This is a genomic window from Aeromonas sp. 600948, assembly GCF_049174875.1.
Lineage (GTDB): Bacteria > Pseudomonadota > Gammaproteobacteria > Enterobacterales > Aeromonadaceae > Aeromonas > Aeromonas veronii_A.
The window spans coordinates 157,562-170,542 of record NZ_JAAKTY010000004.1 but is presented as its reverse complement, the minus strand read 5'-3'; the positions used below and the strand labels follow the sequence as shown (position 1 = coordinate 170,542).

Annotated in this window: 12 protein-coding genes; 1 reads left to right on the top strand and 11 read right to left on the bottom strand. The window is 60.9% G+C overall.

The window, feature by feature from the left end:
• Positions 1 to 134: 134 nt before the first annotated feature.
• The 11 genes from G5182_RS05120 to leuS form a co-directional block, all read right to left on the bottom strand.
• Complete coding sequence (locus G5182_RS05120; protein WP_216953014.1) at positions 135 to 1,331, bottom strand: D-alanyl-D-alanine carboxypeptidase family protein; 1,197 nt, start codon at positions 1,329 to 1,331, stop codon at positions 135 to 137.
• Between the two features lie 184 nt (positions 1,332 to 1,515).
• Positions 1,516 to 2,496: a septal ring lytic transglycosylase RlpA family protein gene (locus G5182_RS05115; RefSeq protein ID WP_227342062.1), complete on the bottom strand. Its 981-nt coding sequence runs from the start codon at positions 2,494 to 2,496 to the stop codon at positions 1,516 to 1,518.
• Positions 2,438 to 3,436, bottom strand: a complete 999-nt coding sequence (gene mltB / locus G5182_RS05110; protein WP_227342063.1) for a lytic murein transglycosylase B — start codon at positions 3,434 to 3,436, stop codon at positions 2,438 to 2,440. The genes G5182_RS05115 and mltB overlap by 59 nt, the downstream gene beginning before the upstream one ends.
• On the bottom strand, positions 3,436 to 4,539 hold the full coding sequence (rodA, locus tag G5182_RS05105) for a rod shape-determining protein RodA (protein WP_227342064.1): 1,104 nt from the start codon (positions 4,537 to 4,539) through the stop codon (positions 3,436 to 3,438). Before rodA ends, mltB begins: the two co-directional genes overlap by 1 nt.
• Positions 4,532 to 6,454: a penicillin-binding protein 2 gene (gene mrdA / locus G5182_RS05100; RefSeq protein ID WP_227342065.1), complete on the bottom strand. Its 1,923-nt coding sequence runs from the start codon at positions 6,452 to 6,454 to the stop codon at positions 4,532 to 4,534. The genes rodA and mrdA overlap by 8 nt, the downstream gene beginning before the upstream one ends.
• A gap of 49 nt (positions 6,455 to 6,503) precedes the next feature.
• On the bottom strand, positions 6,504 to 6,971 hold the full coding sequence (gene rlmH / locus G5182_RS05095; RefSeq protein WP_005335166.1) for a 23S rRNA (pseudouridine(1915)-N(3))-methyltransferase RlmH: 468 nt from the start codon (positions 6,969 to 6,971) through the stop codon (positions 6,504 to 6,506).
• Between the two features lie 19 nt (positions 6,972 to 6,990).
• Positions 6,991 to 7,332, bottom strand: a complete 342-nt coding sequence (gene rsfS / locus G5182_RS05090) for a ribosome silencing factor (RefSeq protein ID WP_005335165.1) — start codon at positions 7,330 to 7,332, stop codon at positions 6,991 to 6,993.
• 103 nt (positions 7,333 to 7,435) lie between these two features.
• Positions 7,436 to 8,086, bottom strand: coding sequence for a nicotinate-nucleotide adenylyltransferase (gene nadD / locus G5182_RS05085; protein WP_227342066.1), 651 nt, complete (start codon positions 8,084 to 8,086; stop codon positions 7,436 to 7,438).
• Complete coding sequence (gene holA / locus G5182_RS05080) at positions 8,080 to 9,117, bottom strand: DNA polymerase III subunit delta (RefSeq protein ID WP_227342067.1); 1,038 nt, start codon at positions 9,115 to 9,117, stop codon at positions 8,080 to 8,082. Before holA ends, nadD begins: the two co-directional genes overlap by 7 nt.
• Positions 9,118 to 9,130: 13 nt before the next feature.
• On the bottom strand, positions 9,131 to 9,613 hold the full coding sequence (gene lptE, locus G5182_RS05075) for an LPS assembly lipoprotein LptE (RefSeq protein WP_227342068.1): 483 nt from the start codon (positions 9,611 to 9,613) through the stop codon (positions 9,131 to 9,133).
• 98 nt (positions 9,614 to 9,711) lie between these two features.
• On the bottom strand, positions 9,712 to 12,291 hold the full coding sequence (leuS, locus tag G5182_RS05070; RefSeq protein ID WP_421254234.1) for a leucine--tRNA ligase: 2,580 nt from the start codon (positions 12,289 to 12,291) through the stop codon (positions 9,712 to 9,714).
• Between the two features lie 145 nt (positions 12,292 to 12,436).
• On the opposite strand from leuS, the gene G5182_RS05065 reads away from it, so the two are divergent.
• A complete protein-coding gene (locus tag G5182_RS05065) occupies positions 12,437 to 12,925 on the top strand; it encodes a zinc ribbon-containing protein (protein WP_005298255.1) in 489 nt (162 codons plus the stop codon).
• Positions 12,926 to 12,981: the final 56 nt, after the last annotated feature.

The following is a 12,981-nucleotide window of genomic DNA, read 5'->3' as shown; positions in this document are numbered from 1 at the left end:
TGGAAGTGCTGCTTTTTACCACAAATCAGGGTAAGGCGGAACCTGCAGTTTACAGGGTTATTCACTGCCATTGTCCGGCGCAGACAGCAGCGGCGCCTGTTGGCGCCGCTGTTTGGTGAGGATTGTGCGTCGGATTACTTGAACCAGCTGGTGACCAGCAGTACCAGGTAGTCCCACAGACGGCTCATCAAGCCACCTTCCTGCACCTCTTCCAGAGCGACCAGCGGTACCTGCTTGATCTCTTTGTCACCCTGCTTCAGGAACACGGTACCAACGCGTTGACCCTTGGCCAACGGGGCTTTCAGCTCGCTGTCGAGCTGGAAGTCTGCCTTGAGGTTGTTGCCCTGACCGCGGGTGACCAGCACGGAGACATCCTTGTCGACGCCCAGTTTCACTTCAGATTTGTCGCCCATCCAGATCTTCTGGGTGACCAGCTCGGTGCCTGCCTTGTACGGAGTCAGGCTCTGGAAGAAGCGGAAGCCGTAGGTGAGCAGTTTCTTGCTCTCGGCGGCGCGGGAGGCTTCGCTGCTGGCGCCCAGTACCACGGCGATCAGGCGCATGCCTTCGTTGTTGGTGGCAGAGGAGACCAGGTTATAGCCGACCTGGCTGACGTGGCCGGTCTTGATGCCATCCACTTGCAGGGATTGATCCCACAGCAGGCGGTTGCGGTTGTGCTGGGTGATACCGTTGAAGACGAAGGATTTCTGGGAGTAGATCTTGTACTCCTCCGGCTGATCATGGATCAGTGCCTGACCCAGGCGGGCCATATCACGGGCTGTACTGTAGTGACCCTCTTCATCCAGACCGTGGGGGTTCTTGAACTGGGTGTCCTTCATGCCGAGCTTGGCGGCCCAGGCATTCATCAGGCTGGCGAAGGAGTCGGTACTGCCGGCCAGATGTTCGGCCATGGCGACGCAGGCATCGTTGCCGGACTGGATGATGATGCCCTTGTTCAGGTCATCGACAGAGACCTGCTTGCCCACCTCGATAAACATCTTGGAGGAGTCTGAGTAGTTCTTGGACCAGGCGTTCTGGCTGATGGTCACCATGTCGGTGCCCTTGATGTTCCCCTTGTGCAGCTCGTCGCCAACGATGTAGGAGGTCATCATCTTGGTCAGGCTGGCAGGGGGCAGACGCTCGTCGGCGTTCTGCTCGGCCAGCACCTGACCGGAGTAGTAGTCGATCAGGATATGGGCCTTGGCGGAGATCTCCGGCGCGGCGGGAACCACCACTGGGTTGGCGTTCGGCGTGGGTGTCGGCACCGGCGTATTGGCCTGAGCGGTTACGCTGATCAGTGAGGCCAGAAGAACTGAACGGGCAAATTTGGACATCTTGAAATTCCTGCGAGCCAGATGGGGATAAAATGCGGGCCTAACTATACCAGATGCGCCCGCAGGTTATAGTCCGACATGGCGATCATGACTGGTTTTTTATCCATCAATCCCTGCCATCACGCCATAAAGCGACGTGATGGCGGGGCCGGGAGATTGGTCACCGCCGCTGTCAGAGGAGGGATCAGGGCACGATAAAGGCCTGTTCCAGTCCCCCTTGCCGTACTTTTTCCAGCAGTGCGGCTTGTTTATCCGCCTCCACCGGGCCGATCAAGACCCGGAAGATGGCGCCATGGGCTTCAATCCGGTAGGGCACACCATGGCGCTGGGTCATCACCTTGCCCATCGCCTCGGCCCGATCCCGGGAGCCGCTGGCCAGTACCTGGATCATCTTGCCATCACCACTGCTGGCAGGAGCTGCGGTCTTGGCGGGAGCTGGCTTGACAGGTGCCGCTTTGGCGGGCGTGGTCGCGGGCGCCTTGACGGGAGCGGGTTCGGCAGCGGGAGTGGCCATCGCCAGTGCGGTTGGTTCACCCAGGAAGCCATCTTGCGACAGCGTGTTGGAGGCCGCAGCCGGAGTGGTCGGAGTCATTTCGATGGGCTTCATCGGCTCCATGATCACCATCTGATCCGGGGTGTCGCTAATCAGCTCCAGCCGTACTCGGGCCTCACCGCTGTCGACCATCTCCAGCTGCTTGGCCGCTGCGTAGGAGAGGTCGATCAGGCGCGGGCTGTTGAACGGGCCGCGATCGTTGACCCGCACTATGGTCTCCAGCCCGTTGTCCAGATTGGTGACCCTCACATAGCTCGGGATGGGCAGGTTGCGGTGGGCGGCACTGAACAGCTTGCTGTCCAGCACATCGCCGTTGGCGGTCTTCTGGCCGTCCAGATCCGGCGACAGCCAGCTGGCGGTGCCCTCTTCGCTGTAGTGTTTGATGTCGCGCCACACCTCGTGCTTCTGCTTGCCGATCCAGTAGTCCCGGTTGCCGCTGGCACTCAGGGGCTCGGGGCGCGGAATGGCGCCGGTGGCTTGCGGGATCTCGATAACGGGTGGCTTGCTGACCGGTGCTTGCGGCTCTACGGGGGCGCTCTGTTCCGGCTGGCTGCTACAGGCGGCCAGCAACAAGCTCAGGCTGAGCGGGAGGAGTTTGTGACGAAGATGCATACGCTTCCTGAATGGCTTGGCTAAGTTGATACACCGCCATCGCATAGAGTGGGCTGCGATTGTAACGGGTGATCACATAAAAGTTATGCCGTGCGACCCAGTATTCCGGTCCATCGGCTTGGGCAAACGCCAGCAACTTGACCGGCGTCTGTGGGGCCAGCGGCGTGGCGAGCTCAATCCCTGCCGCCGCCAGTTCTGACCACTGTTGTGTTAACTCGGGCTCAGGCCTGAGTAGAGGTTCGACTGCCATCAACCCGATCTGGGCCGGTTCCACCACGGATTCGCCCCAGCGCCACTGGTGGCTGGCAAAATAGTTGGCCACGCTGCCGATGGCATCGACCGGGTTGGCAAACAGATCCCGCTTGCCATCCCCGTCAAAGTCGACGGCGTAGTGGCGGTAGCTGGAGGGCATGAACTGCCCCATCCCCATGGCGCCGGCATAGGAGCCCTTGAGGGCATCGAGTTGCCACCCTTCCTCTTTGGCCAGCACCACCAGCTGGGCAAACTCCTTGGCAAAGAAGTCGCTGCGCTCCGGGTAGTGGAACCCCAGGGTGTAGAGGCTATCGAGCACCGGATGACGGCCCATCTGGCGACCGTAGAAGGTCTCGACCCCTATGATGGCCACGATGAGCGAGGCGGGCACCCGATAGGTCTGCTCCGCGCGGGTCAGTGTCTCGGCATGTTGCTGCCAGAACTGCTGGCCGTCACGGATGCGATCTGGGGTAACAAACAGCGGCCGGTAGCGATGCCAGGGTTTGGCCTCCCACGGCTTGCTGATGGTGTCGAGCACCTCCTGCCGTAACTGGGCGCGGGCGACGGCAGCTTGCAGCTCCGCCAGCGGCACCTGCTGCTGGTCGGCGAGCAGGGCCAACCGATCCGGCGCCACGGCGGCGGTCGCCATGATGGTGGCTAGCGAGAGCAGCAATCCAACCCGTCTCATCAGGCCAGCAGCCTTCTATGAGTCTGGATGGACATCAGTATGCCAAAGCCGGCCATCAGGGTCACCATGGAGGTGCCGCCATAGCTCACCAGCGGCAGGGGCACCCCTACCACCGGCAGGATGCCGCTCACCATGCCCATGTTGACGAACACATAGACGAAGAAGGTGAGGGTGATGGCGCCGCCCAGCAGTCGCTCGAAGCTGTTCTGGGCCTGCATCGAGATAAACAGACAGCGGCTGATGACATAGAGATAGAGCACCAGCAGCAGGGCAACCCCCACCAGACCGAACTCCTCGCTAAATACCGCGAAGATGAAGTCGGTGTGGCGCTCGGGCAAGAACTCCAGCTGGGACTGGGTCCCTTGCAGCCACCCCTTGCCGAAGACGCCACCGGAGCCGATGGCAATCTTGGATTGGATGATGTGGTAGCCGCGGCCGAGCGGATCCTTCTCTGGGTCGAGCAGCATCAGCACCCGCTGACGCTGGTAGTCGTGCATCAGGAAGAACCAGAGCACCGGCATAAAGGCAAGCAGCAGCAGTACCGCCAGACCGATCAGCCACCAGCTGAGCCCCGCCAGAAAGATCACGAAGAAGCCGGAGGCGGCCACCAGAATGGAGGTGCCAAGGTCCGGCTGGGCGGCGATCAGCAGGGTGGGCAGCAGCACCATGATGAGAGCGATCACCACATGGCTGAACTTGGGGGGCAGCGAGTGGCGGCTGAGCCAGGCCGCCACCATGATGGGCATGGAGAGCTTCATCACTTCGGAGGGCTGGAACTTCATAAAGCCGAGATCGAGCCAGCGCTGGGCCCCCTTGCCGATGTGGCCGAATACGTCCACCGCAATCAGCATCAGCACCACCACGGCGAACAGCGGCACCGACCAGCGGGCGTAGAGGGAGGGGGGCAGCTGGGCCAGGCCGATCATCAGGGCAAAGGCGAGACCGCCGCGCACCAGCTGGCGCACGATGGAGTCCATATCCTGACCGGAGGCGGAGTAGAGCACCACCATGGAGAGGGTCATCACGGCCAGCAGACCGAGCAGCAGGGGCAAGTCGATATGCAGCTTGTACCAGATGCTCTGCTGGCGGGCAGAATTACTCATTGGGAGCGACCTCACTCGGTTGGGACGGCTTTTCCGGTGCCGGTGGCAGTTGCGGATCAGGGGGCAGCAGATAGGCATCCAGCATCTGGCGTGCAATGGGCGATGCAGCTCGACCACCACCACCTCCGATGGAGTTTTCCAGTACCAGAGCTACCACCGCTTTGGGTGCCTCGAAGGGGGCATAAGCAACGAACAAAGCGTTATCGCGATGCTCTGCCTTGACCGTCTTGATGTTGTAAACCTGATTTTCCTTCAAACCGACTACCTGGGCTGTGCCCGATTTGCCGCCTGAGGAGTAAGGCGCCTTGGCAAACGAGTGACGGCCACTGCCTTCACTGCCATGGTTGACTCGCCACATCCCATCCTGCGCCACTTTCCAGAAGCTGTCGTTCTTGAGCTTGAGGGCGATATTGGGGTTGATGGGGGCATCGACTACCCCCGCCTGGGAGGCTGTGCTCTTGAGCAGGTGCGGGGTGACGTCGTGACCATTCTGGGTCAGGATGCTGATCGCCTTGGCCAGTTGGAGCGGGGTGGCGCTCCAGTAGCCCTGACCGATACCGACAGAGATGGTGTCACCCTGATACCAGGGCTGGCGCCAACGGGCCATTTTCCAGTCACGGGACGGCATGACACCCTTGGTCTCTTCATAGAGATCGACCCCGGTGTACTGACCGAAGCCGAACTTGGTCATATAGCTGTGGATCTTGTCGATGCCGACCCGATAGGCGAGATCGTAGAAGTAGGTATCTGCCGAGACCTCGATGGCGCGATAGACGTCGAGCCAGCCATGACCCCAGCGGCGCCAGTCGCGAAACTTCTTGGTGGTACCGGGAATGGAGAAGCTCGGGCCGCCGAAATAGCGGTAGCCCGGGGTGATGGCCCCCTCGTTGAGACCCATGATGGACATCATGGGCTTGACTGTGGAGGCAGGGGCATAAATGCCCTGAGTGGTGCGGTTCACCAGCGGCCGTGCCGGATCGTTGAGCAGTGCCGAGTAGTTGGCGCTGGATATGCCTGTCACGAACAGGTTGGGGTCATAACTCGGGCTCGACTCCAGCGCCAGGATGGCACCGGTTTTCGGGTTCATCATCACGATGGCACCACGCTGGCCGGCCAGCAGTTGCTGGGCCTTGAGCTGCATCCGGACGTCGATATTGAGGTAGATATCCTTGCCCGGAACCGGAGGCTGGAACTTGAGGGTGCGGACAATCCGGCCGCGGTTGTTGACCTCGACCTCCTGATAACCCGCCACCCCGTGCAGCTCATCCTCGTAATACTTCTCCACCCCCTGCTTGCCGATATCCTTGGTGGCGGCATAGTTGGCGAGTTTGTCCTCTTTTTCGAGACGCTCCACGTCGCGGGTGTTGATCTTGGCCACATAACCCAGCGCATGGGTCAGGGTGTCGCCAAACGGGTAGTAGCGCTTGAGGTAAGCCTCGATACTGGCTCCCGGATAGTTGTGCTGGTTGACCGAGAAGAGTGCCACCTGATATTCGGTCAGCTTTTCGTAGAGAGGGACCGGCTTGAAGCGACGTTGGCGTTTCACTTCGGCGAGGAACTTCTCCTTGGTGCCCTCCGGCAGACCCAGCAGGGTGATCAGCTGGTCGGCGGTTTTTTCGAGATCTTTGGTCTCTTCCGGCACGATTTCCAGACTGTAGACCGGGCGGTTTTCCGCCAGCAGCACACCGTTGGTGTCGTAGATGAGACCCCGGGGTGGCGCCACAGGCACTACCCGGATGCGGTTGGAGTTGGAACGCGTCTGGTAGGTGTCGTAGGACTCGACCTGCAGATAATAGAGATTGCCCAGCAGCACCAGCATCAGCACGACGATGCCGATGTAGGCTACCAGGGTGCGCCGGAAGAACAGATTGCCCTCGGCACTGTGATCGCGCATTTCGATGCGTTGTTTCAGCATGCCTTTACCTCGGGTTTGTGGGGGGCAATAACAGCAGGAGCGGCATGGTTCACTCTCTGTGATAAGGGTGATTGGTCGTTATGCTCCAGGCACGGTAGAGGCTCTCGGCCACCAGTACCCGTACCAGCGGATGGGGCAGGGTGAGCGGTGACAGGGACCAGCTCTGTTCGGCAGCAGCCTTGCACTCGGGGGACAAGCCTTCCGGTCCGCCGACCAGCAGGGCCACATCGCGGCCATCGAGTTTCCACGCCTCCAGCTGGGTGGCCAGCTGCTCCGTGGTCCAGGGCTTGCCCGGAATGTCGAGGGTAACGATGCGCGAGCGCCCCGCAGCCGCCAGCATGGCTTCCCCTTCCTTCTGCAGGATGCGGGGAATGTCGGCATTTTTGCCCCGTTTGCCAGCGCCGATCTCGACGAGTTCAAACGGCATGTCTTTGGGGAAGCGGCGACGATACTCTTCGAAGCCATGCTCTACCCAGGCGGGCATCTTGGTGCCCACCGCAATCAACTGGATCTTCATGGTCGTTACACTTGTGCTCTTATTGCGTATTCATTTGAGCGGCACCGCTCCACAGCTTTTCCAGTTGGTAGAAGTCACGGTGTTCATCCTGCATCACATGCACGATCACCGAGCCCATATCTACCAGCACCCATTCACCGCTCAGTTGCCCTTCCACGCTCAGCAGATCCAGACCCGCGTGGCGGGCCTCGCTGGCCAGATGGTGGGCAATGGCGCTGACGTGACGACTGGAGTTGCCGGAACAGATGATCATGGTGTCAGTAATGCTGGATTTGCCGCGTACATCGAGGGTGATGATGTCGCGGCCTTTCATGTCATCGATCTTGTCGATGATAAAGGCATGCAATTCTTGGCCTTGCAATGAGTCTCTCCTGTATTCCGGCGCGCAGCGTTTGCGTCAGGGCGGCGGATTATATCATGGTCACTCCCGTTTCCCATCGGGTGGGGCGGGATAACGACAGGGGCTAGCCGCGGTTGGCGCGGTAGAGCCCCTGTTGATCAATATAGTGCGCAACCGACTCGGGCAAGAGGTAGCGGGTGTCTTGTCCCGCATCCAGCAAGGCTCGCAGTCGGGTGGCTGACAGTTCGATGGGCTGGTTGTCCGCCAGCCAGATATGACCGGCCAGACGCTGATGCAGCGCGTTGGCATTCGCGGTGTGATGGCGCGCCAGCAGCTGTGCCACCCCGGCCGGATAATCCGGTTGCCAGCCCGGCCGCACGCTCACCACCAGATGGGCATGGTCGAGCAGCTCCTGCCAGCGGTGCCAGCTTGGCAGGCTCAGCAGGGAATCCATCCCCATCAGAAAACAGAGCGGCGTATCGGGCAGTTCATGACGCAGCTCGATCAGGGTATCGATGGTGTAAGAGGGCTTGTCCCGTCTCAGCTCCCGCTCATCCACCACAAAGTGGTGGTTCTCTGCCGCCGCCAGTTTGACCATGGCGAGACGCTGTTCGCTGGAGCAGAACGGATTGGCGCGGTGGGGCGGGATATGGTTCGGGATCAGCCGCATTTCGGCCAGCCCGAGAGCATCGCGCGCCTCGATGGCCGGGCGCAGATGACCGATATGGATGGGGTCGAAGGTGCCGCCAAGCAAACCGACAGGCGCCTTCAGCACGGGCTGCTCTCCATCACCAGCGGCAGCGGGGTGCCATCACGAAAGCCGAGGGCAATGGTCTGCAGCATCAGCCACGCCTGTTCGGTATCAAAGCGGCGCTGGGCGCCATCCAGTTGCGCCATCAGCTGCCATAGTTGTTGCAACTTGGCGAAGGGGAGACGAGTCAGCGCCTGTTGAATGAGCTGCTGGCGGCTCTGCCAGATGCGCAGGCGGCTGAAGTGCTCCCCCAGCGGCTGGCCGTTGCGCATCGCCAGCGACAGTTCGGTCAGCTGCTCCAGCTCGCGGCAGAGGGTCCAGGCCAGCATCCCCGGCTCGGTGCCTTCGGCCCGCAGAGCTGCCAGAATGCGCTGGGCCCGGTTCACCTTCCCCTCCAGCAGGGTATCGACCAGCTGGAACGGGGTGAAGTGGGCGTGGCGGATAATGGTCTCTTGCAGATAGGTGACGCTGATGGGCTGGGGCGGCGAGAGCAGGGTCAGCTTCTCGATCTCCTGACTGGCGGCCAGCAGGTTGCCCTCGTAGGAGTGGCACATGAAGTTGATGGCATCCGGCAGCGCCTTGAGGCCGAAACGCGCAAAACGGGCACTCATCCAGCGCGGAAAGAACTTGGGTTCCGGATGGTTGACCGGCACATAGGTGCCAATCTGGTAGAGCTTGTCGAACCAGGCTGCTTTCATCTGGGTCTGGTTGAGGCGACCGCCGCTCAGCACCAGCAGCAGGTCGGGATGAAGCTGCTTGCCAATTTCGCTGATGCGGGCGGCCAGATCCTTGTCCACCTTGGCGGGCAGCTCCAGCTCGATGATCTGGCGGGCGGAGAAGAGGCTCATGGCCTGACAGGCATCGTAGACCTGATTCCAGTCCAGCCCCTGTTCCACCACGAAGGTGTGGCGCTCATCGAAACCCTGCTTGCGGGCGACCTGACGGATGGCATCGATGGCCTCCAGTCGCAGCAGGGGCTCGTCGCCAAAAACGAGATAGCAGGGCCGAAGCCCTGCTTTGAGGTGGTCACCAAATTGTTCCGGGTAGACTCTCATCAAAATACTCGCATCAGAAGCTGACCTGGCTCAACTGCCGGATCACCTGATTGGCCGCCTGCTCCTGCATCTCGCGGTTGAGCTGCTCCTGCTCACGGGAGGAGGCGAGCGCGGCATCCGGCTTGTTGAGGAAGCTGCGGTTGAAGTTGATGGGGAAGACTTGGGTCGGCTTGCCGGGGGCCGAGATGGTGAACTGGGTAGTGAAGCCCAGCACATATTCGGTGTCCGTCCCCAGCGCGTTGACCGAGGCGACCTGACTGGTGCTGCCTATGCCGCCCAGAGTGAGCACCGGAATACCCTCCTTGTCGGCCAGAGTTACGCCAGAGGCCTTCAGGCGGGTGGTGACCATCCGGTAGAAGTCGCTCTTGTTGTCGCCCACGACCTTCATGGTCATCAGCTCGGCCGGAATGCCGGTGCCGCGCATGTGAAAACCGCAGCCTTGCAGCAGCAGACCAGCCAGCACGATGGCCATCCAGCGGGTGAAGATGGTGCCCATAGAAAATCCTCTTTGCATTAAGGGAAAGCGGCGGGCGCAGGGCCCGCCGTTATCATCCGTTTGCTGTCACAGATTGGCAATGATCAGTTGGCAGCCGATCAGTTAGCGACAATATTGAGCAGCTTGCCAGGTACATAGATCACCTTGCGCACGGTCAGACCGTCGGTGAACTTCTGTACCGAGGCATCAGCCATCGCCAGCTTCTCGACGTCGGCCTGGCTGATCTCGGCCGGCACGGTCAGCTTGCCGCGCATCTTGCCGTTGATCTGTACCACCACCAGCTTCTCGGTCTCGACCATGGCCGCTTCATCGGCCACCGGCCAGGCTGCGTGATCGATGTCGTCGCCCTTGCCCAGCATCTTCCACAGCTCGAAGCCGATGTGCGGAGTGATGGGGTAGAGCATGACTACCACAGCTTCCAGCGCTTCCTGCATCAGGGCGCGGTCCTGCTCGTCGTTGCCCAGCTTGGCCAGATTGTTCATCAGCTCCATGATGGCTGCGATGGCGGTGTTGAAGGTCTGACGGCGACCCACGTCATCACTCACCTTGGCGATGGTCTTGTGCAGTTCACGGCGTACCGCTTTCTGCTCGTTGGTGAGAGCCGCTACATCCAGTGCGGCAACGGCGCCACCGGAAACGTGTTCGAAGGTGACGCGCCACAGGCGACGCAGGAAGCGCTGAGCACCCTCTACGCCGGAGTCGGACCACTCCAGGGTCATCTCGGCCGGCGAGGCGAACATCATGAACAGACGGACGGTATCGGCGCCGTAACGCTCCACCATCAGTTGCGGGTCGATGCCGTTGTTTTTGGACTTGGACATCTTGGTCATGCCGGAGTGGATCACTTCACGGCCTTCATTGTCGACGGCCTTGGTGATGCGACCCTTCTCGTCACGCTCTACCTTGACGTCGGTCGGGCTGACCCAGACGTTGCCGCCCTTCTCGTCTTTGTAGTAGAAGGCGTCGGCCAGCACCATGCCCTGGCAGAGCAGGCGCTTGAACGGCTCGTCGCTGTTCACCAGGCCAGCGTCACGCAGCAGCTTGTGGAAGAAGCGGGCGTAGAGCAGGTGCATACAGGCGTGCTCGATGCCGCCGATGTACTGATCCACTGGCAGCCAGTGGTTGGCCGCCGCCGGATCCAGCATACCCTTGTCGTAGTCCGGGGAGCAGTAGCGCGCGTAGTACCAGGAGGACTCCATAAAGGTGTCGAAGGTATCGGTCTCGCGGAACGCTTCCTGACCGTTGTAAGTGGTCTTGGCCCACTCGGCGTCAGCCTTGATCGGGCTCTGGATACCGTCCATCACCACGTCTTCCGGCAGCAGTACCGGCAGCTGGTCTTCCGGCGTCGGCACCACGGAGCCGTCAGCCAGGGTCAGCATCGGGATGGGGGCACCCCAGTAACGCTGACGGGAGACACCCCAGTCACGCAGACGGTAGTTGACGGTACGCTTGCCGCAGCCAAGGCTCTCCAGCTTGCTGGCGATGGCATCGAATGCCGGCTGGAACTCGAGGCCGTCGAACTCGCCGGAGTTGAACAGCACGCCCTTGTCGGTGTAGGCGGCGTCGATCACGTTCGGCAGCTCGCCATCGACCGGCTTGATGACCGGCTTGATCTCGAGGCCGTACTTGGTGGCGAACTCATGGTCGCGCAGGTCGTGGCCCGGTACCGCCATCACGGCGCCGGTGCCATAGTTCATCAGCACGAAGTTGGCGACCCAGACCGGCACCTTGCGGCCATCCAGCGGGTGAATGGCATAGAGGCCGGTGGCCATGCCCTTCTTCTCCATGGTGGCCAGTTCAGCTTCGGCTACCTTGGTGTTCTTGCACTCTTCGATGAAGGCGGCCAGCTCAGGATTGTTTTGGGCTGCCTGCAGCGCCAGCGGGTGGCCGGCGGCGATACCGACATAGGTCACGCCCATGAAGGTGTCCGGACGTGTGGTGTAGACCTCCAGATGCTCAGCCTGACCCTCGATATTGAAGCTGATGTTGACCCCTTCGGAGCGGCCAATCCAGTTGCGCTGCATGGTCTTGACCATCTCAGGCCAGCCTTCGAGGTTGTCGATGTCGCTCAGCAGCTCTTCGGCGTAATCGGTGATCTTGATGAACCACTGGGGGATCTCTTTCTGCTCCACCGGGGTGTCACAGCGCCAGCAGCAGTTGTCGACAACCTGCTCGTTGGCCAGTACGGTCATGTCGTTCGGGCACCAGTTGACGGAGGAGGTCTTCTTGTAGACCAGACCCTTCTCGTAGAGCTTGGTGAAGAACCATTGCTCCCAGCGGTAGTAGTCCGGCTTGCAGGTGGCCAGCTCGCGATCCCAGTCATAACCCAGACCCAGCATCTTCAGCTGGTTCTTCATGTATTCGATGTTTTCGTAGGTCCAGGGCGCCGGTGCCGTATTGTTCTTGATGGCGGCGTTTTCCGCCGGCAGGCCGAATGCGTCCCAACCGATGGGTTGCAGCACGTTCTTGCCATTGAGGCGTTGATAACGGGAGATCACATCACCTATGGTGTAGTTGCGAACGTGCCCCATGTGTAGACGACCAGACGGATAGGGGAACATGGAGAGGCAGTAGAACTTTTCCTTGTCTACTTTCTCCACCGCCTTGAAGGTTTTCTTGGCATCCCAGTGCTTTTGCACTGCTGGTTCTATGGATTGGGGAACGTATTGCTCTTGCATTGGTGACATCCGGATCTGTGAAATGGATAGATAAATCAGCTGGGAAATCGCAATAGAATACCCATATCCTGCGGCGGCAACAACCGCCAGCGTCCCTCGGGCCTTAAGCCGGGCCTGATCAGGGTTCAGTAGAGGAGTAACGGCCATGGACAAACGTCAAAAAGGGTACGAAGCCTTCATTGCCGAGCTGCAAAAGCAGTGGCAAGAGACAGAACAGTTCCAGGGGGAGCGCCTCAACCGGATGATCGCCAAGGTGCAGGCCTATCTGGAGGCGGCCGGGGATCTGACCCAGGACGAGCTGGCACTGATCGCCGAGTATGTGAAGCGGGATCTGGGCAACTATGACGAGGGGCGCAAGGATGAGCAGGTGGAGGAGTCCGCCTTCATGCTGGCGCTCAAAGACACCGCCTGGTCCTGGCTGGCGGACGTGACCGACCGCACCCAGGTGGAGTGGCAGGAGCTGGCGGACGAGCTGGAGCACAAGGGCGTCTACCGGGCCGGCGACTGGGTGGGGCTCGGGGTATTGGTGTGCGATCACTGCGAGTGGCGCCATACCGTGCTGCACCCCGAGCAGCTCGGCACCTGCCCTGAGTGCGGGGCCGATGAGTATCACCGTGAGCCGCTCTCCCCCTGAGTCATGCCATCAAGGCGGACGAGATAACGAGTAAAAAGGCGCCATCAGGCGCCTTT

What these genes read in the sequence shown, in the direction of transcription:
- G5182_RS05065 (WP_005298255.1), top strand. Translation starts at nt 12,437, where the DNA reads ATGGACAAACGTCAAAAAGGGTACGAAGCCTTCATTGCCGAGCTGCAA.
- mltB (WP_227342063.1), bottom strand. Translation starts at nt 3,436, where the DNA reads ATGAGACGGGTTGGATTGCTGCTCTCGCTAGCCACCATCATGGCGACC.
- mrdA (WP_227342065.1), bottom strand. Translation starts at nt 6,454, where the DNA reads ATGCTGAAACAACGCATCGAAATGCGCGATCACAGTGCCGAGGGCAAT.
- lptE (WP_227342068.1), bottom strand. Translation starts at nt 9,613, where the DNA reads ATGGGCACCATCTTCACCCGCTGGATGGCCATCGTGCTGGCTGGTCTG.
- rlmH (WP_005335166.1), bottom strand. Translation starts at nt 6,971, where the DNA reads ATGAAGATCCAGTTGATTGCGGTGGGCACCAAGATGCCCGCCTGGGTA.
- holA (WP_227342067.1), bottom strand. Translation starts at nt 9,117, where the DNA reads ATGAGAGTCTACCCGGAACAATTTGGTGACCACCTCAAAGCAGGGCTT.
- leuS (WP_421254234.1), bottom strand. Translation starts at nt 12,291, where the DNA reads ATGCAAGAGCAATACGTTCCCCAATCCATAGAACCAGCAGTGCAAAAG.
- rodA (WP_227342064.1), bottom strand. Translation starts at nt 4,539, where the DNA reads ATGAGTAATTCTGCCCGCCAGCAGAGCATCTGGTACAAGCTGCATATC.
- G5182_RS05120 (WP_216953014.1), bottom strand. Translation starts at nt 1,331, where the DNA reads ATGTCCAAATTTGCCCGTTCAGTTCTTCTGGCCTCACTGATCAGCGTA.
- G5182_RS05115 (WP_227342062.1), bottom strand. Translation starts at nt 2,496, where the DNA reads ATGCATCTTCGTCACAAACTCCTCCCGCTCAGCCTGAGCTTGTTGCTG.